Annotated in this window: 27 protein-coding genes; 18 read left to right on the forward strand and 9 right to left on the reverse strand. The window is 36.0% G+C overall.

The annotated features are described in order from the left end of the window. Window positions 1-291: 291 nt before the first annotated feature. The 8 genes from AC3EA5_RS01595 (at window position 292) to AC3EA5_RS01630 (ending at window position 5,942) form a co-directional block, all read left to right on the forward strand. Window positions 292-1,212 carry a patatin-like phospholipase family protein gene (locus AC3EA5_RS01595; protein WP_488606799.1) on the forward strand — a complete coding sequence of 307 codons (921 nt, stop codon included), beginning with the start codon at window positions 292-294 and terminating at the stop codon, window positions 1,210-1,212. 299 nt (window positions 1,213-1,511) lie between these two features. Further along, on the forward strand, window positions 1,512-2,372 hold the full coding sequence (locus tag AC3EA5_RS01600) for a hypothetical protein (protein WP_488606800.1): 861 nt from the start codon (window positions 1,512-1,514) through the stop codon (window positions 2,370-2,372). Window positions 2,373-2,436: 64 nt separating this feature from the next. Continuing rightward, complete coding sequence (locus AC3EA5_RS01605; protein ID WP_488606801.1) at window positions 2,437-2,706, forward strand: hypothetical protein; 270 nt, start codon at window positions 2,437-2,439, stop codon at window positions 2,704-2,706. Window positions 2,707-2,821: 115 nt separating this feature from the next. Then, window positions 2,822-3,220, forward strand: coding sequence for a hypothetical protein (locus AC3EA5_RS01610; RefSeq protein WP_488606802.1), 399 nt, complete (start codon window positions 2,822-2,824; stop codon window positions 3,218-3,220). A gap of 180 nt (window positions 3,221-3,400) precedes the next feature. Continuing rightward, window positions 3,401-3,841, forward strand: coding sequence for a MarR family winged helix-turn-helix transcriptional regulator (locus tag AC3EA5_RS01615; RefSeq protein ID WP_488606803.1), 441 nt, complete (start codon window positions 3,401-3,403; stop codon window positions 3,839-3,841). Window positions 3,842-3,904: 63 nt separating this feature from the next. Next, entirely contained in the window at window positions 3,905-4,540 is a 636-nt protein-coding gene (locus AC3EA5_RS01620; protein ID WP_488606804.1) for a nitroreductase family protein, read from the forward strand. A 45-nt stretch (window positions 4,541-4,585) separates the two neighbouring features. Next, the gene (locus tag AC3EA5_RS01625) at window positions 4,586-4,882 is read left to right on the forward strand and encodes a putative quinol monooxygenase (protein ID WP_488606805.1); all 297 of its coding nucleotides are present in this window, start codon (window positions 4,586-4,588) and stop codon (window positions 4,880-4,882) included. A gap of 262 nt (window positions 4,883-5,144) precedes the next feature. Next, a complete protein-coding gene (locus tag AC3EA5_RS01630; RefSeq protein WP_488606806.1) occupies window positions 5,145-5,942 on the forward strand; it encodes a SurA N-terminal domain-containing protein in 798 nt (265 codons plus the stop codon). A 449-nt stretch (window positions 5,943-6,391) separates the two neighbouring features. Here AC3EA5_RS01630 and AC3EA5_RS01635 read toward each other — a convergent pair whose 3' ends face one another. Together AC3EA5_RS01635 and AC3EA5_RS01640 are read right to left on the reverse strand one after the other, a co-directional pair. Then, the gene (locus AC3EA5_RS01635) at window positions 6,392-6,715 is read right to left on the reverse strand and encodes a YflT domain-containing protein (RefSeq protein WP_488606807.1); all 324 of its coding nucleotides are present in this window, start codon (window positions 6,713-6,715) and stop codon (window positions 6,392-6,394) included. Between the two features lie 459 nt (window positions 6,716-7,174). Continuing rightward, window positions 7,175-8,539 (reverse strand): FAD-binding oxidoreductase, encoded by a 1,365-nt coding sequence (locus tag AC3EA5_RS01640; RefSeq protein WP_488606808.1) that lies wholly within the window; start codon window positions 8,537-8,539, stop codon window positions 7,175-7,177. A gap of 241 nt (window positions 8,540-8,780) precedes the next feature. Between AC3EA5_RS01640 and AC3EA5_RS01645 the strand changes: the two genes are divergently transcribed. From AC3EA5_RS01645 to AC3EA5_RS01665, 5 genes are all read left to right on the forward strand, one after another. Further along, a complete protein-coding gene (locus AC3EA5_RS01645) occupies window positions 8,781-9,260 on the forward strand; it encodes a hypothetical protein (protein WP_488606809.1) in 480 nt (159 codons plus the stop codon). Window positions 9,261-9,606: 346 nt separating this feature from the next. Then, on the forward strand, window positions 9,607-10,242 hold the full coding sequence (gene trhA / locus AC3EA5_RS01650; protein ID WP_488606810.1) for a PAQR family membrane homeostasis protein TrhA: 636 nt from the start codon (window positions 9,607-9,609) through the stop codon (window positions 10,240-10,242). 45 nt (window positions 10,243-10,287) lie between these two features. Next, the gene (locus AC3EA5_RS01655; RefSeq protein WP_488606811.1) at window positions 10,288-11,382 is read left to right on the forward strand and encodes a threonine aldolase family protein; all 1,095 of its coding nucleotides are present in this window, start codon (window positions 10,288-10,290) and stop codon (window positions 11,380-11,382) included. 72 nt (window positions 11,383-11,454) lie between these two features. After that, complete coding sequence (locus AC3EA5_RS01660) at window positions 11,455-11,763, forward strand: GRAM domain-containing protein (RefSeq protein WP_488606812.1); 309 nt, start codon at window positions 11,455-11,457, stop codon at window positions 11,761-11,763. Window positions 11,764-12,046: 283 nt separating this feature from the next. Then, window positions 12,047-12,838 carry an ion transporter gene (locus AC3EA5_RS01665; protein WP_488606813.1) on the forward strand — a complete coding sequence of 264 codons (792 nt, stop codon included), beginning with the start codon at window positions 12,047-12,049 and terminating at the stop codon, window positions 12,836-12,838. 96 nt (window positions 12,839-12,934) lie between these two features. Here AC3EA5_RS01665 and AC3EA5_RS01670 read toward each other — a convergent pair whose 3' ends face one another. Beyond that, complete coding sequence (locus tag AC3EA5_RS01670) at window positions 12,935-13,135, reverse strand: hypothetical protein (RefSeq protein WP_488606814.1); 201 nt, start codon at window positions 13,133-13,135, stop codon at window positions 12,935-12,937. A 223-nt stretch (window positions 13,136-13,358) separates the two neighbouring features. On the opposite strand from AC3EA5_RS01670, the gene AC3EA5_RS01675 reads away from it, so the two are divergent. From AC3EA5_RS01675 to AC3EA5_RS01690, 4 genes are all read left to right on the forward strand, one after another. Further along, window positions 13,359-14,297, forward strand: a complete 939-nt coding sequence (locus AC3EA5_RS01675) for an NADP-dependent oxidoreductase (protein ID WP_488606815.1) — start codon at window positions 13,359-13,361, stop codon at window positions 14,295-14,297. 401 nt (window positions 14,298-14,698) lie between these two features. Beyond that, window positions 14,699-16,594: a PrkA family serine protein kinase gene (locus AC3EA5_RS01680; protein ID WP_488606816.1), complete on the forward strand. Its 1,896-nt coding sequence runs from the start codon at window positions 14,699-14,701 to the stop codon at window positions 16,592-16,594. A gap of 129 nt (window positions 16,595-16,723) precedes the next feature. Continuing rightward, window positions 16,724-17,887 (forward strand): sporulation protein YhbH, encoded by a 1,164-nt coding sequence (yhbH, locus tag AC3EA5_RS01685; protein WP_488606817.1) that lies wholly within the window; start codon window positions 16,724-16,726, stop codon window positions 17,885-17,887. Between the two features lie 54 nt (window positions 17,888-17,941). Next, the gene (locus AC3EA5_RS01690) at window positions 17,942-19,342 is read left to right on the forward strand and encodes a SpoVR family protein (protein ID WP_488606818.1); all 1,401 of its coding nucleotides are present in this window, start codon (window positions 17,942-17,944) and stop codon (window positions 19,340-19,342) included. 370 nt (window positions 19,343-19,712) lie between these two features. Here the strand turns inward: AC3EA5_RS01690 and AC3EA5_RS01695 are convergent, their stop codons facing one another. The 5 genes from AC3EA5_RS01695 to AC3EA5_RS01715 form a co-directional block, all read right to left on the reverse strand. Next, window positions 19,713-20,621, reverse strand: coding sequence for an ABC transporter substrate-binding protein (locus tag AC3EA5_RS01695; RefSeq protein WP_488606819.1), 909 nt, complete (start codon window positions 20,619-20,621; stop codon window positions 19,713-19,715). A gap of 17 nt (window positions 20,622-20,638) precedes the next feature. After that, window positions 20,639-21,379 carry an ABC transporter permease gene (locus AC3EA5_RS01700; RefSeq protein ID WP_488606820.1) on the reverse strand — a complete coding sequence of 247 codons (741 nt, stop codon included), beginning with the start codon at window positions 21,377-21,379 and terminating at the stop codon, window positions 20,639-20,641. Between the two features lie 4 nt (window positions 21,380-21,383). Beyond that, the gene (locus tag AC3EA5_RS01705) at window positions 21,384-22,376 is read right to left on the reverse strand and encodes an ABC transporter ATP-binding protein (RefSeq protein ID WP_488606821.1); all 993 of its coding nucleotides are present in this window, start codon (window positions 22,374-22,376) and stop codon (window positions 21,384-21,386) included. An 18-nt stretch (window positions 22,377-22,394) separates the two neighbouring features. After that, the gene (locus AC3EA5_RS01710; RefSeq protein WP_377732787.1) at window positions 22,395-23,048 is read right to left on the reverse strand and encodes an ABC transporter permease; all 654 of its coding nucleotides are present in this window, start codon (window positions 23,046-23,048) and stop codon (window positions 22,395-22,397) included. Between the two features lie 430 nt (window positions 23,049-23,478). Then, window positions 23,479-24,117, reverse strand: coding sequence for a hypothetical protein (locus AC3EA5_RS01715; protein ID WP_488606822.1), 639 nt, complete (start codon window positions 24,115-24,117; stop codon window positions 23,479-23,481). A 218-nt stretch (window positions 24,118-24,335) separates the two neighbouring features. On the opposite strand from AC3EA5_RS01715, the gene AC3EA5_RS01720 reads away from it, so the two are divergent. After that, window positions 24,336-24,656, forward strand: coding sequence for a hypothetical protein (locus tag AC3EA5_RS01720; RefSeq protein ID WP_488606823.1), 321 nt, complete (start codon window positions 24,336-24,338; stop codon window positions 24,654-24,656). 581 nt (window positions 24,657-25,237) lie between these two features. Here the strand turns inward: AC3EA5_RS01720 and AC3EA5_RS01725 are convergent. Beyond that, window positions 25,238-25,327, reverse strand: a 90-nt coding sequence (locus AC3EA5_RS01725) for an IS3 family transposase (RefSeq protein WP_488604258.1), incomplete at its 5' end; no start/stop codon positions are given.

Genomic DNA, 25,327 nt, shown 5'->3' on the forward strand with positions numbered 1-25,327 from the left:
AATGTTAGGGTGTTTCTGAAGACTATATAGAAATCTCAAAAGCGGCCGAATTCACATCGGCCGTTTTCTTATTTTGAAGGGATGTTGATTTTTAATCAACGTAACTAGCTCTCCATTCTAACTTGGAAACTAGTCACTAAAAATCTTTATGGCGACTAAAAGAACTACTCAACTGCAACAGCAATTTGATTTTTTGAATAAGTTAAGTGACCTTTTGTTAAGTGGGGAGTTCTAATTTTCTTTCTAACCTCCTACAGTGTAATAACGTTAAGAAAAGGGAGAGCGTCATGCATGTTAATTGATGGGGTGTTTTCAGGTGGTGGATTGAAAGATTTTTCCTTAGTTGGAGCTTATCAGGAGTTAGAGGAGAAGGGTTTTCGCTTTCATCGTGTAGCGGGAACAAGTGCAGGTGCCATTCTTGCCTGTTTCATAGCTGCTGGTTATACAGGTCAAGAAATTGAAGAAATGTTGAATGATCAAGATTTTCAAACGCTTCTTGATCCGCGTAAAACCATCCTTCCTTTACCGATTTTGAAATGGTTTCTACTTTATTGGCGAATGGGTTTATATCAAGGCAATGCATTGGAGAAGTGGTTCATGGAAAAGCTGGCATCAAAAGGGGTCTATACGTTTGGGGACTTACCGGACGGCAAGTTGAAGCTAATTGCTTCTGATTTAACGAACGGCAAGATGTTAGTTCTTCCTGATGATTTAGCCCAGTATGGGATATCTGTAGACACCTTTCCTCTTGCACGTGCTTTACGTATGAGTTGTGGGATTCCATTCTTCTTTGAACCAGTTAAATTGAAAGTGGGTTTTGGAGAGACAATTGTAGTAGATGGAGGTGTATTGAGCAACTTTCCGATGTGGTTGTTTGACGAACCAAATGGGAAGAGGCAACGACCAGTTCTAGGCTTGAAGATTAGCCGTGGCCATAAGGATACGCCACCACATATAATCAACAACGGATTGAATTTGTTCGAAGCGCTTTTTTCAACTATGCAAAATGCTCATGATGAAAAGTACATTTCTAGAAGACACGAAAAAGATATCATTTTCATTCCAGTGAATGATACGAGTACAACCCAGTTTGATTTAAGCCAGGAAACGAAAGCTGCCCTGATGGAAAGTGGACGCAAAAGTACCATTCAATTCTTGAAAACGTGGTCACCACCCATTGATAGAAAAAGCTATCAAACGGTGCATCGTTAACAACTACTAATGATTATGTATGCAATTATAAGATTTTGGACATTTTCTACCAATTGCATAGGAATTTTAAGAATCCAACAACTATCCGGTTGTGGATTCTTTTTAAAATCATAGACGGTTAGGGCACTTGATTTTTCTGGGAAATTATTTCAAGGAATAGCATAAAAATCGAAGAAGTTATTCAGAAATTCCTAGGATATTAAATAAAAACAATATATAGAATGGGAAGTAAATATCAGTAAAATAATGTTAAAATTAAATATCTGAAAAATATAAAAATTAAAAAGGAGGATTCTAATTTGCAAATTGATGAAGCAATCTATTTGGCTGGAAATGAAAAAAAGCTAATGTCATTGGAAGATTTGAATAGGAATGTTGCAACAAGCGAAATGAAAAACAACTTATATTGTGCCACACCAGGTTGTAAAGCAAGACTTCAATATATCAATGGCATAAAAAGAAATTATTTAAAAACTTGGCGGCTACAAGATCACTCTACTAACTGTTTGAATTTCTTTCAACGCAATCAGAATATGTTTAGCAATAGAGGAAGAAGACAAGTCGATTTTGGATTATCTAGGGATCATAAAAATCGTGTGTTAAGGGAAATGTACATCGAATCACAGATGTCAGATAAGGAAAGAGAAACTAGAAATCTTTTGAGAAGGAAACTAATTAGACGAAAATTCAACCCTATAGTTAATCGGGAGTTGAATACCTCTACACTATACAAAGTTCGGCCGCGAACGGGTCAAATAGAATTTGCTTTTAATGAAATATTAAGGCAACCACAGATTAAGAAAAGATATACACCTGACGAAATTTCAGATAGAGATAACGGAAATGCTGGATGCGTAATAGGCAAAATACTCAATATGATAATTGAAGAAAATCGAGCAGTATTAAAATATCAAATAAATAATGGTACTTGTAACGTTTATTTTGAAGAAGCATTTTTTGCTAATGCTCCGCTAAATACTGAAATCATGCTAAATTCTGTAAAGAATTTTGTTGAAAAAGAGAAAGAATTAAAGCTTATTTGCATTGGGAATATTGAAAAGTCAGTAAATGATATTCGAATCTTTGTGAATAACTATGAAGATATATTGTTGAACGGATATAACTTACAGGTGTTTACTAGGGAGGTTAGTTCATCTTAATTGTTCTTAACTTTTATTAGAAAAGGAGAATTTGAATGCCTCAAGTAGTAGAGTTGTTTAAAAGATGAAAAGATCATTAGTAAGTACTTTAAAACTAATGGCAATCTACGCAGTATTATCAGCATTATTTTCTTTTATCATACACGGGAATGTGGACTTGGCAGATTGGCTAGAACCATTCAAATTCATCGTACTCTTCGACCTCATACCCATTGAAGGATTTAATCAATCTAATGGGGTATACAGAGAATCACCAACAAGAGAAATCATTTGCAAAGTATTAAATATCACTTTAATGTTTTTTGCACATTTTCTATCACTTCTTGTAAAATGAAAGTGGTTAAGAAAAACCTTAGTTATCATATCATCGACAGTATTTATAGCATGGTATCTATTCTTAACCTATGCGTTAAGTATGTCTTCAGTAGCTTAAGAAAAGGGGATGTGGAATGAATTTGGTTTTGCTAAAGCTATTAAGGATAGTAGGAATATATGCAACGATATGCTTGTTTTTACTAATTGGATTTATAGCTAAAATAGAACTAGCCATTTTTTTAGAACCATTCAAATACATCATTTTATTTGATTTAATACATTTTTACGTACTGGACTCAGGAAAAGAAGTTTTCACTCCACAACGCGGGATGATTGCTTTCGGAGTAAATATTGTCCTGATTAGCACGGCGCTTCCTAGCCTTATTACCACAAAAAGAAAGCTTAAGAAAAGCGCTAAACATAACAGCAGCCAGTGTAATCGTTTTATGGTACATATTGTTTTTGCTGATGATGCTATACGCAGCTGCAGCAGGCGGATAATAACAGTAAACATCGCAAGTGAAATCCTGTAATCTAATTACATACGCACAAGAACCCCTCATTAATTCGTAAATTTAATGGGGTTTTTATGTGCATTTTTCTCTTAAGATATCCGAACACGATTCAATTAGTTGATTTATTGTATCCAATGTTATATATTAATTGACGGGTCAATGATTGACCCATCAACTACCTGGAAGAAGGTGGATTTTTTGTCCAACTCATGTTCTGAAGAAGGAAAAATTGTTTATCGACTATACGAGATAAGTAAGCAAACAAGTCCGAAGTTTGAGCGTTGTACGGGAATCAGTCAGTCTCGCTTAGATCTTTTGAACAAGCTATTTAAAGTGGATGAAATTAGTCAAACGGATTTACAAAAAGAAGTAAACATAGATCATGCAGCTGTAACTAGACACTTAAAGCAGCTTGAAGAAAAGGGAATGATCACACGACGTAAGAATCCCGCTGATAATCGATTTACGTTTGTTCGACTTACAGATGAAGGTCGCGAAAGAATAGTTGCTTACCAAGACGAGAAACAACGATTCATTTCTAAAGTTTTAGCAGGCTTTAATGAAATGGAACGTTCATCGCTTTTGGAAATGCTTACTCGAATTCAAGACAACGTTAAAAATATTGATCCAAACGAATAAGAATCACTTATTTAAATAACAAACTACCAATCAAATGACATTAGATATAGAGGAGAATAACAAATGAATCAAACACTAGTAAATGACTTTAATGAAATCGTAACAGGACGCCGCTCTATCCGGAATTATGACCCAACCGTAAAAATCAGTCGACAAGAAATGACTGAAATACTAACAAAAGCAACGCTTGCTCCTTCGTCTGTAAATCTACAACCATGGCGTTTTGTTGTCATTGACAGTCCAGAAGGTAAAGCTACATTAGCACCATTAGCAAAATTCAACCAAACTCAAGTATCGACATCTGCAGCAATGATTGCTGTATTTGCTGATATGAATAGTCTTGATTTTGCAGATGAAATTTACGGACTAGCAGTGGATGCAGGGTATATGCCTGCTGAAGTAAGAGATATTCAATTACCGGCTATTAAAGGATTAGTCAGCACTTTGACGCCTGAACAAATGAAGGATATGAATTTGATCGATGCTGGTTTAGTTTCCATGCAATTGATGTTAGCGGCACGAGCACATGGATATGACACGAATCCAATTGGTGGCTATGAAAAGGACCAAATTGCAGAAGCTTTTGACATGGATAAAGAGCGTTACTATCCTGTGATGCTTATTTCAATTGGTAAAGCTAAAGATATGGGCTACCAATCAGTTCGTCTTCCTGTGGTTTCCATCACACAATGGAAATAAAGAGAATTTGACTTGACCAAGATTTAATGAAAAGAGGAACATACGATGATTATTATTCACGCTGGATTTCATTTGCAAGCAGACAAAGAACTTGATTTTTTAGAAGTAATTTACCCATTGATTGAAGCTTCTAGAGCTGAAAACGGCAATGTGGCATATGACTTACTGAAAGATACAGAAAGAGAAAGCGTCTATACAATGGTTGAAGTTTGGGAAGATATGGTGGCTGTAGAAAATCATAATAAGAGCGATCACTTTACTGCATTTGCGAGTAAAGCCCCACAATATTTAGCAGCTAGAATAGAAGTTAAGCTTTATGAAGGTAAAGAAATTAACAGCTAAATTAGTACTTGAGTTAATAATATCTTGATAAATACTGTCAAAATCCAGCAACTACTAGTTGCTGGATTTTTTGATTTAATCCTTCTGGAAGCTAGCTCTAATAAAAATTTCAGTAATAATTTCAATTTCCTAACATGACAAAAAGATGTCAATTTGATGACATGGAGGGCTATTGGTTTCACTTTGCGACAATATTCGTTAAGATGCACACTAGGCTTTAATTAAAAAGAGAAGTTAAGATTTGAAAGGGGTTTATATTGATATGAAATTCAAAAAAATATTACTACCATTAGTAGCAGGAGCATTAACATTAAGTTTGGCAGCTTGTGGTGATGAGGATAAAGCAACAAAAGAAGAAGCACCAAAACAAGAAACAGCAACAAAAGATACTGAAAAAGAAAGTGCTAAAGCTCCAACTGAAAAAGAAGCTGCAGCAGATGCTAAGGAAATGCAGGCTAAACTAGATGAGCAACAAGTAGATAAGAGTGAGACTGTTGCCGTTGTAAATGATGAAAAACTTACAGGAGATCAATATAATCAAGCGTTGATGTCAATTCAAGGTCAAATGCAACAAATGGGTCAAGATCCAACAAGTAAAGAAGCGGCTGAACAAATAAAAACACAAACGCTTGATTCTCTAGTTAATCAAACATTGGTTCGCCAAAAAGCAGCTGAAGCTAAATTGACTGCTACAGAAGAAGAAGTGAATAAAGAGTATGCAACATATGAAGAACAATTTGGTGGAGAAGAAGGAATGGCTAAAGCTCTTGAAGCACAAAAAATGGATAAAGAGACTTTAAAAGAACAAATTGCTGACTCTATTGTATTTGGTAAATATCAAGACAAAGTAGCTCCAGCGAAAGAAGTTACAGATAAACAAATTCAAGAATATTATGATCAAGCTGTAGCTCAAGCAAAAGAAGCTAAACAAGAGATACCTCCTCTGGAAGAAGCAAAAGTGGAAATCAAAGGAATTCTTGAACAAGAACAACAACAAGAAATTTTCGCTGCTCACGTTGAAAAGCTTAAGGCAGATGCGAAGATTGAATTAAAGATTTAAAATAGATTACAAATCATAGAGCACCTTCCATAACGGGAGGTGTTTTATTTCTACGAATTTTCACTAAGATGCAGTGAAGATGATTTAAATCATTGTCTACAATTGCGTAAGGAATGAGCGCCTCATACTGCTTTCCCTTTCTTAAGATTGCACAGAGAGATGATTATGACGATAGACCGTGATGAATAACCATATAAGTAAGACGGCGTCGTTCCCCTATGCTTAAAAACCAGCAATCTTTGTAAAAGATTATTCATAATGACGTTTGTATAAATGAAAAATGGAAACCAGCAGCTTAGATAGCTACGGGATTCCATTTTTTTATTTATGATGAAATATCTATTCAATTCTTCAAAAGGAAAGGTACTAATTTGATTCAAGATCGCATTCATAACGAAAAAGGACATCTCAGGCGTTTGCCGTGAGATGTCCTTTTTCGATTTCATTTATTATTTTTTGTGTGCTACAAGAACAAGTTTCCCTTTATCGAGTTCTTTTTCATACTGTTCCGCTTCTTGAACGGTTAAACCGACTGAAGCCATTTTAGTGCGTAATTCGTCACCACGAGAACTTGTAATATTTTTCATGCTATCGAGAAAGCCTTGCTCTTTCATACCAACACTTTCCGTATCCAAAGCATCCGTGATATGTTTCGAGCGATCTTTGTCGTGTGCAAATATATAAATATCATCATGTGTAAATCCTTGTGCCTCTAATTTTTCAATTTCTGTTTTCGCTTGTACTGCATTTTCTACTGTTAGTTTTACTGTCAAAGTAATCCCTCCATTAATTGTTTCTTATTACTCTACATACCACTTATGTTGGGCATTTAAACTAGAAATACGCGTAAAAATAATACCAAGGTTATAAAAAGACGAAATTTCCTGGCTTTTCGGGGATAATCAATTAAACAAAACGTGAGGGGATTAGTGTCATGAAAGAATTTAAAATAACGTACTTCTTCGATGAAATGCTATTCAAAACGAGAGATACCAATACATATCTTTTCGGGATAGCAGAGGAATTTATCACGAGCAAAATACACGAAATGTTTGGATGACCCAGTTATCCGAATACTTCAGAATCGACAAAAGTAAAAATGTTTCGAAAAATAATTAATGTCGAGAGATTAAACCGACAATAGCATAAGGAAAAAATCCAACATTTAAGATGATGTTGGATTTTTAACAGTAAATATATATTAATTTATTAAAAGTTTTAGAGGGTTTAACTTATAAAAAAATTTTACCTGGGTTTAGTAAATTTTCTGGATCGAGCAATTGCTTCATGCTTTTCATAACTTCAACTGCCGCACCGTGCTCAGCTAACTGATATTTCCGTTTACCTATTCCGACTCCATGTTCTCCAGTACAAGTACCCCCTAGGTCAATGGCTCTTTCAGCGAGTCTCCCATTAATATGTTCAGCTTTAGCGTATTCTTCTGTACTAGACGTTTCATACATAATAATGGTATGGAAATTACCATCACCAACATGCCCAAATATGCCGCCAGTTAAGCCGCTATCGGCTATAAGTTCCCTTGCATAATCAACTAGATGAGGAAGTTTAGAAATAGGTGCACAAACGTCTCCTCCAGTTGACGTCATTCCTTTAATATGACGAAATGCGTGAGACATTTCATGGCGGGCTTTCCATAACCGGGCACGTTCTCCGGAGTCGGTAGCAATTACCCAGTTTTCACAGCCCATGTCCTTTAATAGACCTTCGGCAAGAAGACTTTCTTCTTCTACTGCTTTTTGCATTCCAGCAAATTCAAAGAACAGAGAGTGTTTTTCTGGTAAATCGTAACTTCCATAAGCATTCACAAAACTAATGCTTAAAGCATCAACAAACTCCATACGCAAAATAGGGATACCACTCAATAAAATCGCATGAGCAGCTTCAGTGCAAGCCCGAGGAGTGTCAAAAGTGCATGTGGCCGCAATCGTATGCTCCGGAATGCCATGTAGTTTAAGTGTGATTTCCGTTATCAGCCCAAGTGTGCCTTCAGACCCGGCAAATAAGCCAGTTAAATGTAGGCCAGAAGAAGATTTTTTTGCCTTTGTCCCTGTATGTATAACAGTTCCATTTGCTAATACGATTTCGAGATCAAGCAACTGATCCCGCATGGAACCATATCGAACTGCAGTAGTTCCGCTCGCGTTTGTTGCAACCATACCGCCAATTGATGCGTCCGCACCTGGATCAATTGGGAAATATAGTCCATGCTTATTAATGATACTATTCAATCCCATTCTAGTAATACCTGGTTGAACGGTAACAAGCATATCTTCTGGAGAAAATTTTATCACTTTATTCATTCGCTCGAAGTTAACAGATATCCCTCTTTTTAATGGAATCACTTGACCTTCAAGACCAGACCCAATACCAAATGGAGTTATCGGAATTTGAAATTGACGAGAAATCCCCAAAATGTTTACAACGTCATCAGCACTCTCAGGGAAAAAGACAAGATCCGGTTCTACACTGGCATGATGTGATTCATCATGACTATGGCGAAATAATTCATTTTCGCTAGTAGTTATTTGATCGGGGTTGAATGATTGCTTACAGACTTGAATGAATTCTTTTTCCACTTTGTCTACCTCCATAAATAAAAAAACTAAATTTTTTGTTTATAACGACAGTAGCATACAATCTGTTAATTAAATACGCTGTTTATAAAATTGTAAGGAAGTTGCGTTCAATTAGACGTTTTTTATGGCTAACTTTAAAAACAATTATTCAGCTTGCAAGGATTAACGGGGGAAATCTTATGCCGAATGTTCCATATTGAATACCTGAAGAATATGATGAAATTGTAGAAGGGGGATGTTGATGAAATATAAGGTAGTAGTCGTGTTTTTGTTATTGATGTCTACATTAGTAGGTTGTGGAAGTAACCAGGTACAGGATGATTTGATTACGTATATCAATGACAGTTTGCCGTCACTTGCTGAGCAAGAACTTGAGGCAATCGAATTATACGAAAGTGTTTCAGGACCCAACTATATCGATGACGAAACGATGTATTACACAATATTTGATGAAGTAATACCGAAATATGGAGTTTTTATCGATGATTTAGAGAAGATTGAAGTGAAAACCGATGAATTAAATGAAATACATGAACTATATATTAAAGCCGCAAATCTCCAAAATAGCGCTTTTCTAACTATAATTACTGCATTGGAAGAGCAAGATTCAGAAAAAATCAACGAAGCTAATGGCAAACTAACGGATGCTAGAAAAATGATTAGAGATTATCAAAAGAAACTTTCTGCTTTGGCTGAAGAGAATGATGTGGAAATAGAATAAAATGCGTCATTTTTTAAAGTGAAGACCTACCTATACTCCCGTTGGAAAACTAGGCTGATGAGAAAATCGAATTACATTTAATGTAAATATGATAATGGTACCTTCCATAGTGGGAGGTGCTTTTTGATTGGGTTTTTACCAATATGCTATTAGTATTTAAACTCATTACTCATGTTTAAGAATAAAAAGACCTTCGGTAGTGGGGGTTTCAAGATATAGCACGATTGCCACTGTGATAAAATAATATACATATAAAAATTAATAACAATTAACCGAATCATGAGCAATTAACTATTATATACATCCATCAATTATGAATGAAATGGAGGTAGTAACCATTAAAAAAATGGATCAAGATTTTTCAAAAGGAGAAGAACTAGCCAATTCCATCACCCATGGGCTTGGCGTAATATTAAGCATAGCAGCATTAGTACTTCTCATTGTTTTCGCCTCTATGAAAGGCGATGGTTGGGATATTGTCATATTCATTATTTATGGTGTTACCATGACTTTCTTGTATATGTCATCAACACTTCTACATAGTTTTCCAAATGGCAGAGCAAAAGATTTCTTTGAATTTTTAGATCATTCAGCCATCTATTTTTATATTGCTGGGAGCTATACGCCTATTTTGTTGTTAGTCATTCAAGGTGCTTTAGGTTGGGTTTTGTTTGGAATCATATGGTTTTTAGCTATAGCAGGTACTGTGTTTAAAGCTTTTTTTGTAAAAAGATTTATTGTACTATCGACCGTACTATATGTAGTAATGGGTTGGATTATTATATTTGCATGGAATCCACTTATTGAGAATTTATCAAAAGAAGCGCTGATTTTATTGGTTTCTAGTGGATTATTATATACACTAGGATCCGTATTTTATGTGTGGAGAGGTTTTAAATATCATCACGCAGTATGGCATTTGTTTGTAGTCGCAGGAAGTGTTGCTTTCTTTTTCTTTGTGTTATTTTATTTAGTCTTTTGAATACTATTGTATTAACCTATTAAAAAGATGGAGGTCATAATTCAGATGAGTGAAAAGAATCCTTTATTAGAAGCGTTTAAACAAACGAAGTATCAGGTGGCAGGTCATGGGAAAAGACAAATTCAATTATTAAAAGAGGCATTTAAAGACGTTGATGGAGAACTTGAAAGTGATATATACGGTAAAGGGAAAGTTATCGAAGATTTCCAAAACAAAATGGCTGCGTATTTAGGAAAAGAGTCGGCCGTATTTTTCCCAAGTGGAACTATGGCGCAACAAATCGCGTTGCGCATCTGGTGTGATAAAAAGGGCATTAGGAAAGTTGCGTATCATCCATTATGTCATTTAGAGATTCATGAGGAAGATGGGCTAAAGGAGTTACATCATATTGAGCCAGTGTTGCTAGCAGATGAGAGTCGCGTGATTGAATTAGAAGACGTGATTAGTATGGAAGAAGAAATTGCTTGCTTACTGCTCGAATTGCCTCAACGTGAAATTGGTGGTCAATTACCTGAATACGAAACACTTGAACAGATTTCAAGTTATTGTCGAGATAAGGGAATTAAGTTGCATTTAGATGGTGCTCGTCTACTTGAAATTGTACCCTATTACAAAAAAACAGCAGCTGAAATTTGTAGTCTATTTGATAGCGTTTACGTGTCGGTTTACAAAGGGATTGGTGGAATCGCAGGAGCAATTCTAGCAGGTGATTGTGATTTTACCGAGGAATCGAAAGTTTGGAAAAGACGACATGGTGGTGACTTAATCAGCCTTTATCCTTACATAATCAGCGCTAATTACTATTTTGATCAGCACTCACATAAAATGGTACAGTATTACGAAAATGCGAAAGACCTTGCTGAGCTTTTCAACTCATGCAAAGGCGTATCGACTAAGCCACTTCAGCCAGTGTCGAATATGTTTCATGTTCATTTCCATGCATCTAGAGAGCAAATTGAACCCATATTAATTGAAATATATGAGGAGACATCAATTGGCTTAACTAGTTATTTAAGAGAAACAAGTGAAGTGGCCTGTTCCTATGAAGTAAGTATTGGCGATCAGTATGCGGCTCTGCCAATAGAAAAAGTGAAACGAGCATTTAAACTGCTTGATGAAAAATTGAGAAAGTTCAATTAATTCGCCCGTTCCAGTGGAAAATGTGAGATAATTTACCAAGAAACAATAAACAGATGAATGGAGGGAACACGTATGACTATACATGAGACCAACCAAGAACAGTTTAATGTTGCTGCAAATTTATTTAGAGGACTGGAATCAGTAGGTGGGAAAATGAAAATTACTGATACAGAAATTATTTTCACCCCTCATAAGGTCAATATTCAAAGCAATCCATTAACGATTAATATTAGCGATATTAAGGAAGTAGACAAACGAAATACATTCTTTATCGTACCTAATGGAATATCGGTTGTAGTGAAAAGTGGAGAAGAGTACAAATTTGTTGTAAATAATCGTCAGAAAATTATCACGCATTTAAATGAACAACTAATTGTATAAAATTTATTAGATGACTGGGCAGGAGAGGTTTTCGGCCTAAATGTAAAACAACTACATACGAATTGAAGCACCGCAATAATCCATAGATTATTGCGGTGCTCTTTTGACATAAAAGGAATAAATTTAATAAGGACATTGATTCAAGGTTGCTTTAAAGAATAATTCAAGTTGTTAAAATTTAATAAGCAAGTTCAATCTCATGGTAGAATACACTAACAATCAATAATCTATAGTGAGTAATATGATTAATTTTAATGAACAATAAGGAGTCGACTATTTTATTATGGAGCAGATCAAACGCCTTATTGAAGGTGCCAAGTTTAATCACTTTATTACAGGGTTAATTCTAGTCAATGCATTATTAGTAGGGCTAGAAACATATCCAACCATTGAAAATCAATACGGGTCATGGCTTGTGACTCTCGATATTATTATATTAAGTTTATTTTCAGTTGAATTATTATTAAAACTTATGGTATATAGAACGAGCTTTTTTAAAAATGGATGGAATAACTTCGATTTTATCATAGTTGTGGGAAGCTTGATTTTATACGGTTCATCATTTATTAGTGTTCTTCGGATCTTTAGAGTTCTAAGGGTTTTACGTACGATAACGACAGTTCCATCACTTCGTAGAATTGTAACTGCGCTCTTTATGGCGATTCCTACCATTACTAGTGTAATGGTACTAATGTCGATTATTTTTTACGTATATGCTGTAATCGGGACATTCTTTTATGCGGAAGTTGAGCCAGAGTACTTTGGCGATTTGGGTTTGTCATTCATTACATTGTTCCAAGTGTTCACATTGGAATCTTGGGCGAGTGGGATTTTTCGTCCCATTTTTGAGGTAGTACCATGGTCATGGCTCTATTTTGTTTCCTTTATTGTGATCGCCACATTTATCATGATTAACTTGATTGTCGGAGAAATCGTCAATAATGCTCAAAAGATTTCTGATGAAATTGAGTCGGAAACTAATGAAATTAAAGAAGATACTAGTGAGATCCAACTACTTAAAACAGAAGTTGGCGAACTAAAAAGCATGCTTCAAACTTTAATTGATCGAAAGTAAGGTATGATAATTTTTTTCTAAGATCAATATTATTTCGAAAAAGCACTCCCAATCATCTGTAAAGATGACTGAGAGTGTTTTTACGTATTACCAATTTTATAAATACGTCTTCTCTGTTTCACTCTTTTTGCGTTGATTCGGAGTCATGGGTTCATGCTTAGGTTTTAAATTACCCATTTCAGCTAATTCTAGAGAAATCTCTTCTCGTCCTTGGCTAGGCTGAGTTTTCACAGTGTTTGACGTTTGTTGCATAGAACCAGAATTTTTATAAGCTCCACCAAGTTTATCTTTATCCATTAAAAAAACTCCTCTCAACGATATCGTGCCTACTTAAGATGGTTCAAAAAGACGTAATGATGTACAAAAATTATATATAAAGTTCAAACTAATTTATTTGGTCTCAGTGTGAAACTTGTGCAGGTATACAAAGAAATTTTCTGCCAATCATATAAAATGACTTGATTCTTTATGTTTGTTAGACTTACTCTCTATTCGTAATACAAAAAATGGAGGTTTTTAAATGAAAGCAATTGTTATTGATCAATACGGTGAAAAAGAAGTACTACAAGAAAGAGAAATCGCGCAACCAATTATTCAAGATGACCAAGTCCTTCTTGAAATTCATGCAACATCGATTAATCCAATCGATTGGAAATTACGTGCTGGTTATTTAAAAGAGATGCTTCCTTTTGAGTTCCCAATTATTCTTGGTTGGGATGCTGCGGGAATTATTGCTGAAAAAGGAAAGAACGTTTCATATTTTGAAGTCGGCGACAGAGTATTCAGTAGACCGGCGACGACAAGACAAGGAACGTATGCTGAATATGTTGCGGTAGAAGAAAACTTACTTGCTCATATGCCATCTTCTATGAGCTTTGAAGACGCGGCAGCTATTCCACTAGCCGGACTAACTGCTTGGCAGTGTTTAGTGGATTTTAGTGGAATTAAAAAAGATGATAAAGTCTTGATTCATGCAGGAGCAGGTGGTGTTGGAACCTTTGCTATACAAATTGCCAAGTCATTCGGTGCTTACGTGGCAACGACGGCTAGTGAGAAAAATGTGGAATTTCTTAAGTCATTGGGTGCAGATGTGGTCATCAATTATAAAGAAGAAGATTTCAGTGAAATTCTTACTGACTTTGATATTGTTTTAGATTCAATGGGTGGAGATATTCAATCAAATAGTTACAAGGTGTTAAAACCAAACGGCAAATTAGTTTCGATTGCTCAACCACCTTCAGAAGAAGAGGCACAAAGACACCAAGTAGATGCTGGATTTGTTTGGCTAGAACCAAAAGGTGAACAATTGCAGCACTTAGCTCATATGTATGAAACTGGAGAACTTAAAGTTGTGATTGGTGAATCATTTGATTTTAATGAAAAAAGTCTTAAAGAAGCACATGCATTAAGCGAGACACATCATGCTCGTGGAAAAATTGTTATTCAAATTAAAAAATAAAAAAATATGTATTGATTGCACACAAGTGATTCAATTTTATACCTACCTTTTGATCGATGCTTCACGAAAATTTGAAGGGGCATGACTTTGAATTTGTTAAGAATTTCATTTAATTTGAAGGACAGTACCAATCCGTAAGGAAAATCGACAGATTCTGTATTTTAAAATGTTTGTGTTTTCATCCGGTTTTATGAATGGTGATTTGACTCAAACCAGTATTAAAAAAGGAAGCCAGCAACTAATTCGTTGCTAGTTTCCTTTTTTACGTATGTATACATAATTACTAATTCTAATGGGGAAATTTTATTTTGCTACCTGTAATATCTCTAAGTATTCGGTATCATAAGTTGTCTGTTTTCATACTATGAAGAAGAAACCAAACCCTGACTGGAGGGAATAGCTTGGATATTTTAAGTAAGGTGAAGAGCTACCGCGAAGAAGAAAACAACCTTAAGTGGGAAGGCACGTTTGCTGATTACTTAGCCATTGTGAAGGAAAGACCAGTTGTTGCCCAGATGGCTCATTCTCGCGTATATAATATGATCAATAGCTCTGGTTTAACAGAAAGAGACGGGCAAAAATTGTATCATTTCTTCGGGGAAGAAATATTTGGCCTCGAAACATCAATTGAAAGACTTGTCGAAGAGTATTTTCATCCCGCAGCCAAAAGATTGGATGTTCGTAAACGAATTCTCTTATTAATGGGACCTGTAAGTGGAGGAAAATCTTCAATTGTGACATTGCTGAAAAGAGGACTTGAAAGATACTCTAAGACAGATGATGGAGCGGTTTACGCTATAAAGGGCTGTCCGATGCATGAAGACCCTCTACACTTAATTCCTCAGCATTTACGTGATGATTTTACTAAAGAATTTGGAATTCGTATTGAGGGTAGTTTATCTCCATTGAATACGATGAGGCTGGATAAGGAATATGAAGGACGTATTGAAGATGTTTTGGTTGAACGCATTTTATTCTCAGAGGATAAACGAGTTGGGATTGGAACCTTTACTCCGTCAGATCCGAAATCACAAGATATCGCAGATTTAACAGGAAGCATCGATTTTTCTACGATAGCTGAGTTTGGATCAGAATCAGATCCACGAGCATATCGCTTTGATGGTGAATTGAATAAAGCAAACCGTGGAATCATGGAATTTCAAGAAATTCTGAAACTAGATGAGAAGTTTCTTTGGCATTTATTGTCGTTGACACAAGAAGGGAATTTTAAAGCTGGCAGGTTTGCTTTAATAAGTGCAGACGAGATGATTGTAGCTCATACCAATGAAACAGAGTATCGTTCATTCATTTCCAATAAAAAGAATGAGGCACTTCACTCTAGAATTATCGTTATGCCCATCCCTTATAATCTGAAAGTGAGTCAGGAAGAACGTATTTATGAAAAAATGATTCGTGATAGTGACATGACGCATGTTCATATTGCTCCACATGCACTTAGAGCTGCTGCGATTTTTTCAATCTTAACAAGACTTGAAGTCCCTAAAAAACAAGGGATTGATATTGTGAAGAAAATGCGTCTGTACGATGGTGAAGCCGTAGAAGGATTTAACCAAATTGACGTTGAGGAATTAAATAAAGAGTTTCCGAACGAAGGCATGAACGGAATTGATCCGCGTTATGTCATCAACCGAATTTCTTCTGCCATAATTCGTAAAGATGTCCCATCGATTAATGCACTAGATGTTTTACGCGCACTGAAGGATGGACTTGATCAACATGCGTCTATTTCTCAAGAAGATCGTGACAAATATTTAAATTATATTGCCATTGCGAGAAAAGAATATGATGAAATTGCTAAAAAAGAAATTCAAAAAGCCTTCGTCTATTCGTACGAAGAGTCTGCCATCACACTAATGGATAACTATCTGGATAATGTAGAAGCGTTCTGCAATAAAAACAAACTCAGAGACCCTTTAACTGGGGAAGAACTGAATCCAGACGAAAAATTAATGCGTTCTATCGAAGAACAAATTGGTATTTCTGAAAATGCGAAAAAAGCATTCAGAGAAGAAATCCTCATTCGCCTGTCTGCTTATGCGAGAAAAGGAAAACGTTTTGAATACAATTCCCATGAACGGTTACGTGAAGCGATTCAAAAGAAACTGTTTGCGGATTTAAAAGATGTTGTCAAAATTACCACGTCATCTAAAACCCCAGATGAATCACATCTTAAAAAGGTTAACGAAGTAGTGGCAAGACTTATTGATGAACATGGGTATAATTCTATTTCAGCCAATGAATTATTACGCTATGTGGGTAGCCTGCTTAATCGGTAAATTTTCGAGACAAGACTAATTTTCATTAGTCTTGTTTTTTTATTTATTAGGTGATGGCAATAACTTGTTTGCCATAGCATAGTATAAGGAAATTAAAAACTTTCTAATAATAGATGGGTGTGGATAGAAATGAACGACAAACAAGAGAATCATTATGTCATTTCACAGGAAAACTGGTCTCTCCATCGTAAAGGGCATCAAGATCAGCAACGTCATATAGACAAAGTAAAAGATGCCATTAAGAATAACTTGCCTGACCTAATTAGTGACGAAAGCATTATTATGTCGAATGGACGAGATGTAATAAAAATTCCCATTCGTTCATTGGATGAATACAAAATTCGATACAATTACGATAAATCAAAACATGTTGGCCAAGGCAATGGTGATAGTCAAGTAGGCGATGTAGTCGCTCGGGGTTCAGATGAAGGGGAAAATGGTGCTGGAAAAGGAAAGAAAGCAGGGGACCAAGCTGGAGAAGATTTTTATGAAGCGGAAGTCACCATGGCAGAATTAGAAGAGGTTCTTTTCAAAGAGCTAGAATTACCGAATTTAAAACAAAAAGAGCAAGCTGAGATTACAACAGATAAAATTGATTTTAATGATATCCGGAAAAAAGGACTTATGGGTAATATTGATAAAAAGAGTACGATATTAACCGCAATTAAACGGAATGCAATGAAGGGTAAAGCTGAAATTTCACCTATTCATAATGAAGATCTGCGTTTCAAAACGTGGAATGATGTAGTAAAACCTGAATCCAAAGCGGTTGTATTAGCGATGATGGATACCAGTGCTTCTATGGGTGCTTTTGAAAAATATATGGCTAGAAGTTTCTTTTTCTGGATGACTAAATTTTTACGTTCTCGATACGAAACAGTCGAAATTGAATTTATTGCCCATCATACACAAGCAAAAGTGGTAACAGAAGAAGCGTTTTTCACCAAAGGAGAGAGCGGCGGAACAACTTGTTCGTCCGCCTATCTGAAAGCATTAGAACTGATTAAACAAAAATATAGTCCTGCACGATACAATATTTACCCTGTTCACTTTTCGGATGGTGAAAATATGCCAAGCGATAATGAGAAATGTGTAAAGCTTGTAAATGAGCTCATGGAAGTTTCAAGTATGTTTGGTTATGGCGAAGTGAATGCACATAGCCGATATTCAACATTAATGTCCACCTATAAAAACATCTCCAATCCTAAATTTCGTCAGTATGTTTTAAAAGATAAAAGCCATGTTTATGATGCATTGAAAAGCTTCTTTCAACCAGACAAAGCCCCAGTATAATCCGGGTGTTGTGATGCACTAGTCAACGAAAAAACACTCGGAGGGATTGAGTTCATGGAAAAAAATATTCATCATGCTATTGCTGAAATTACGGAAATTGCATCTGGATTTGGCCTTGATTATTATCCGATGCGTTACGAAATTTGTCCCGCTGATATTATTTATACTTTTGGTGCATACGGAATGCCAACCCGTTTTACACATTGGAGTTTTGGAAAGCAATTTCATAAGATGAAGTTGCAATACGATTTTGGGTTAAGCCAGATTTACGAACTTGTTATAAATTCGAATCCTTGTTATGCATTTCTGCTTGATACCAACAGTCTTATGCAAAATAAACTCATCATTGCGCATGTGCTAGCGCACTGTGATTTCTTCAAGAATAATGTCCGTTTTTCCAATACGAGACGAGATATGGTGGAAAGCATGACCGCAACTGCTGAGCGAATTGCCAGCTATGAAATGCTCCATGGAAAAGATGAAGTTGAAAGTTTTTTAGATGCTGTTTTAGCGATTCAAGAACATATTGATCCATCCATTATCAGACCCAAATTACCAGACTATAGTTTAGATGAAGAAGAAGATGAAGAAGTTGTACGGAAAACACCGTACGATGATTTATGGAATGTAGGTAAACCACCAATCGATAAGAAGACCATAATCCAAAAGCGAAAAAAATTCCCACCGAAGCCAGAAAAAGACCTCTTACTATTTATCGAAGAGTACAGTCGAGAACTTGAAGACTGGCAACGTGACATCTTAACCATGATGCGAGAAGAAATGCTCTATTTTTGGCCACAGTTAGAAACAAAAATCATGAATGAAGGATGGGCAACATTCTGGCATCAACGGATATTAAGAGAGATGGATTTAACGACTGACGAAACGATTGAGTTTGCTACATTAAATGCGAACGTTGTTCAACCTTCTAAAACTACCATTAATCCATATTATTTAGGATTGAAAATTTTTGAAGACATTGAAAAGCGATACAATCATCCAACTAAAGAAATGATGAAACATGGGGTTAAGCTGAATTCCGGTCGAGATAAAATGTTTGAAGTAAGAGAAATTGAATCAGACATCTCTTTCATTCGAAATTATTTAACGAAGGAATTAGTTAAGCAAGAAGATCTGTATTTGTTTGAGAAAAAGGGCGGGAATTATCAAGTTACCGACAAGGATTATGAACATGTAAGAGACCAACTTATCTCTATGCGGGTAAATGGAAGTTTTCCATATATTGTCGTTGAAAATGGAGACTATTCGCGAAACGGAGAACTTTATTTAAAACATGGCTATGAGGGAACTGAACTAGATCCTCGCTACTTAGAAAATGTGTTGCCATATATTTATCAATTGTGGGGACGCTCTGTACATGTGGAAACGTACGTTGAGAATAGACCCATTATATTTTCGTTTGATGGGAAAAAAATTCAACGGCGTTCTCTTTAATAGCCATAGAAAAAAGGTCACAAGGATTCTTGTGACCTTTTTTAATGTATTTATACTTTAGTCAATTTCATAAATGCTTTTGATGATACACGAATAGTTGAAGTGTATTCATTTGAATTTGTTAAGAATTTCGGTCATTTGATTGGAGTGAAGGGCGGCGACTCCAGCGGGAAAAGTGTGTCCAGGTGTGACCCCACAGAGAGCGTAGCGAACGAATTGTGCGCAATTCGTTTGCGACGAGTAACCGCAGGAGCATAGGTTTTTCGAGGAGGCACACGGACCACCCGCGGAAAGCGTCCGCCCGTAACGGAAATCAACAGAATTTCTGTGTTTACATCCGATTTTATTAATTATGAAATTGATTAGCTTCTTATTCTTCTTCCAATAAGCCGTTTTCGACTAGCCACTCATAAGCTACTACAGAGACACTCTCGCCTTTAATATCAACGCGATAATTTAAATCTCTCATGATGTCACTAGTGAGCTTGTCAGATAGTCGAGCTGTGATTTCTTCAATTTCAGGATACTTTTTGTGCATTTCCTGGCTAATGGCAACAGCTGCTCGATAGGGTGGAAAGAATTGTTGGTCATCTTTCAATGTCACTAAATCATAGTTTTTAATGGTTGCATCTGTTTCAAAGGCAACGGAAACTTCGACTTGCTCATTGTTAAGAGCTCTTTGGGTTAAGCCGATATCCATTTGTTTAATCTGGCTAGAACCAAATTCAAATCCATACAATTTTTCAACACCTTTTAAACCATCTGGTCGATTAGCAAATTCCGCATCCGATGCAATTGTTAACTTGCCAGGGTTTTTATTGATGTAGTCTGCTAAGTCATTTATTGACACTATGCCAAGTTCTTTTGAAGTTTCACTTCTTAATGCCAAGGCATAAGTGTTATTGACTTTGGACATGTTCATCCAATGAATGCCTTCCTTGCTATCAATGTCTTTAACAATTTCATAAGCTTTATCAGGGTCCGTTACAGGTTCTTGGCCCATGTACGTGATGAGTGCTGTTCCTGTATATTCCCACATCAAGTCAACTTGTCCATTTTCTAACGCTGAACGAACGACACTACTACCTAGGTTATTCATTTGATTTACTTTAAAGCCTTCTTCTTTTAATAAGAAGCCAGTCATTTCGGATAATAAATATTGCTCGGTAAAATTTTTACCCCCTACGGTAATTTCTTTTCCAGCAACTCCAAAACTAGAACAGGCCGAAAGTATAACAGTTATCATTATTAGGGGGATAAGTTTGAGTAATTTATTCACAAAATTAATACCTCCTATCAGTCCATTTTCGCAATACGTCTAGAGCCTTTTGGTACAATCACATTTTCTAACTTTCGAAGTAAATAATCAGCAAATATTGCTAATAAAGTTACTGGAATGGCTCCAGAGATTAAGAAACCATTATCAAATAATTGAATGCCAGTGAAAATCCAAACTCCTAAGCCACCGCCGCCAATTACATAAGCAAGAGCTGCTGTACCTATATTCAATACGACCGCAGTTCGAATTCCTGCAAGAATCGAGTAAGCGGAATTTGGAAGTTCAATGCGAAATAAAATTTGATGCGGTTTCATACCCATACCTTTTGCAGCATCGATTAGGTTTTTATCAATCGAATCAAGTCCAGCCACCGTATTTCTGAAGATTGGCAGAATCGAATAAATAAACAACGCAAAAACGGCTGTTTTAAACCCAATACCTAAAACACTTATCATCAGTGCAAGGACTGCCAAACTTGGTATAGTTTGAGCCAGGTTCGCAATGTTTGAAACAAGCCATTCAGCTTTTCTAAATCTTGGTCTGGTAATAAGAATTCCTGCTGGCAACGCAATAATAAGAGCGAGTAGGGAGGATACAACAACGAGTGAAATATGTTGTCTTAATAACACTAAAAAGGTGCTTGAGTCACTAAAGATATAATTAAAATATTGATTCTTAATCGCCCAAACAAAGAAGACAATTACCAATGCTAAAATAGAAAATTTAAATATATTGGCTATTAATTTTTTACTATTCACCGAATCACCCTTCCTGGGATACGGATAGTTTCCCTTTTATTTCAAAATGAAGATACTTTTGTACGAGATCAATCGTTATCGACCCAATATTTTCACCTAGGTCATTTGTTACGACAACTTGATCAGCTTCTTGATTCATCAGCATAGACAAAGTATTACGCAAATCTTGATTGACATTAATTGTTTTTGTATCTTGAATTGTTTCATCGATTGGAGCAAGTCCAATAATGTCTTGTAAATTTTGAACGGTGTGAAGGCTTAAGCTCTTTATGGCACGATCTTTACCAAAGAATTGAGAAACAAACTCGTTCTTCGGATGAGCAAGCATTTCTGAAGGGGTATCATATTGCATAATTTCCCCGTCTCGTAAAAGCACAATTTTATCAGCCATTTTAATGGCTTCATCAATATCATGACTAACAAAAAGAATCGTCTTTTTCACTTCTCGTTGAATTTGCAAGAACTCATCTTGAATTCTTTCACGAATGATTGGATCAAGTGCTCCGAAGGGTTCATCCATTAACATAACTGGAGGATCTGCCGCAAGTGCGCGCACCACTCCGATACGTTGTTGTTGACCACCTGACAGTTCATGAGGGAAGCGTTTTCGGTAATCTGCAGCGTCAAGACCGATTAGTTTCATTAAATACGTAAATCGTTCTTTCTTCTGTTTTTTACTCCAACCAAGAAGATCTGGGACAAGCATGACGTTCTCTTCGATTGTCATATTCGGGAAGAGGCCATTACTTTGGATGACGTATCCGATTTTTCTTCTTAATTCAATTGCATCTAAATCCATTGAATTTTCGTTACCAATAATGATTTCTCCATCCGAAATGGACTCTAATCTGTTAACCATTCTTAATAATGTAGTTTTCCCACAACCAGATGGTCCAAGCAAAACCACGATTTTTCCTTCTTCAACAGTGAAGTTAACATCTTTAACCGCAATTTTATCTTCACTATATGATTTTGTTACATGATTAAATGCTATCATTTGCTCACCTCTTTACAGTTATTCGACTAAACCTTTTGTCGTGAATCTTTTTTGAATCATTAATAAAATCGCATCTGCAATAATTGCCAACAACGCTACAGCTATGGAACCACTAATAATTAAGTAGTTGTCACCTCTGCTAATTCCTTGCGTAATCAACACACCAAGTCCACCAGCACCAATATAGGCAGCAATGACGCCAATTCCTATATTAAGAACAACTGCGGTCCGTACACCAGCCATAATGACAGGTAAAGCATTCGGAATCTCAACCCGCAATAATCGTTGATGAGTTTTCATTCCCATGCCAATCGCTGCATCACGCATTTCTGGGTTGACGTTTTTAATGGCCGTATACGTATTGCGTATAATCGGTAGCTGAGAATATAGTACAAGTGCTACGAAAGCCGGTAAAAAACCAATGCCTTGATTAATGAGAGAAAAAATAGGAATCATTACACCAAAGAGCGCTATACTCGGAATCGTTAATGTAATAGAAGCAACTTGAAGAACTGACCCTGCTAAGTATTCGTTCGTAGTTAAATAAATCCCAAGCGGGACACCGATTAAAAGCGCAACGATAATTGCTAAAGTAACCAGTACTGCATGATCAATCGTTAATTCTAAAATACGAGGTGCATTTACCTCGAGAAATCGTAACCATTTTTCCAATGTTATACCTCCCTTTCTAGAGTGAGAAAAGTCTGGTAAAAACGAACCATTCTAGATGGAATATACCCACAATAAGTAGTTGATAAGCTCTATAAAACAGACTTTTTTAATGTTTTTTCACTATAATAGTATAACATAGCCTATTTTTCTCATTTAAATGCCCAAAAAGCGACAAGCCCTTTTAGGTTAAAAGGCCGTCGCTTTTTCTTAGATAAAATATGAATTAGTTTCTTCATGCACACCTTCGAACTTGGAGTAGCTATGTCTAGCTCCGCACGCCAGCTCGCGGGACCCTTTATAGGAAAAAGAAAGGCGTATTAGCCATCCATTCTTCCAGCACAGGTGTCGAGCTAGAAGACGCTTTACGATTTCTTATGCAATTTCTGAGCTAAATAGGTTGGTGAAGATTCCATAGTCGTTAAGGTAAGTACTAACAAATGGTAAATAATTTTCTCTGTAATTCTTCTGCAGATAAATGGCCTGCAATCGATTCACCGATCCATGTAAGGTTGTGATGTATTTTGTACAATAAACGATCTAAATTGGATGTCATTGCCTGTAGGTGAATATGAGGAAATAAATCGAACGCTTTTATTGTTTGTTCACCAGCGTCGTATTTAGCCAAAACACGGTGATTCCCGTCAATTACCACTTTTGATTGAGGACATAGAGGATAATAAGCCATAATAATTGGTTGCTCATTTTTTAATGCAAAGGGTAAATAATTTTGATCTATTTCATTCCTCCTAACTTGATCAATGATGCCATTTAAATCGATATCTTCAGGTTTAAGCTGGTGTTCTAGTATCAATCTCTTAGCTGTAGGGATACACCAATTAATAAAGTAGTAGTTATATTCATCAATAAAAAATTCTTGGTTAAATACTTCTCCATTTATGGTAAGGACGTTTGTAGCAAGGGTGTCCTTTAAACATTTTTTATAATTCGAAAATTCCTGTCCAAGATTCGCTGGGATGTATTTAATTCGAGCACCTCTAGCCTCAATGGATTTCAAATAATAACGTTCATTTAAAATGGCATCCAAGTTAGGATCGTAGTTAGTATTCATGTTATCCACCCCCTATGCTTTCGTTATTAAGAATGTATGTAAGGATGTTTAAAGTTTAGTACAAAAAGGACTATTCCTGTGGCTTTCTAAAAAATTCTCTTAATGAAATAATGGGTATTTTTTATCGGGAAAATTGTTATTATTTAGATATTTACGTATAAAGTAACTGGAATGAATGATATATTAAATAGAAATTCTTCAGAAAGGATGTGGTTGAAATGTCTACACCTAAGATTTTAAAATGGGTAAGTGGTGGACTAGAAGCCCTCTTAGGGATTCCTATATTAGGCGGCATAATTGTCGTTAGTTTTTTATGGATACCTCTAGGTGTCATGTTAGCATTGCACATTGTTACTTTAGTCTTGACGAAAAATAGTGGTGGATCTTCAACAGGTAGTATTTTAGGGATAGTAACTTCTTGTATCGCATGGATTCCTTTTGTTGGAATGGTGATGCATATTCTTACTGCAATTTTTCTTATGCTTGATGCTGCAAAACCGGAAATTGATTTTAAGGATCATCATATTGATGTTGTCTAATATGGAAAGCAAAAAGGATTAATCTCAGTTGATGAGATTAATCCTTTTTTTATTGCGATATAAATTATAGCTTTTTCTAGCTGCCAGGGTGCAGTAGACAAAGCTTCCTGAAAACCTTTTTGTTAATGCTTTTGCTTTCAATCGAAAGGGCAATATAATCAATTCGATCAAGCTTGTTTCACATCTAGTCAACATGGTTAATGAGACGTTTGTGGAGCGTACTTTTGATTGTGAAAAATTTATCGCTCAAACAGAATGGTTTATCGCTCAATCTGGAGATTTATCGCTCAAACACATCTCAAATCCAAGTTAACTTATTGAAACAAACAAGGTACTAAGTGGGTAGTGGGTTGAAAATAACAAAAGCAGAAAGAGGCCGAAATAGTATCTTCGGCCGAATATCTACATAAAAAGAGCAACGATTCTCTAGTAAACCTAATGATCATAACTGTGAGCGTCCAGGTTGCAAGGGAGCGAAGGACGCACGACCGTCGCAGGATGATCTGGAAAAAGAGGTGGGCAAGTGACGAATGAACTGAGCCCTTATTAACGGACAGTTTAATAAAAAGGTACCTTGTAATTCAAGTTGCGATTAGATGACTTCGGTATTGTGCCGGAGTCATCTTTTTTAAATCCCATTGTTTACGGGTTGTATTATAATGTTCCATATA

The sequence above is a fragment of the Paenisporosarcina sp. genome, assembly GCF_057785155.1.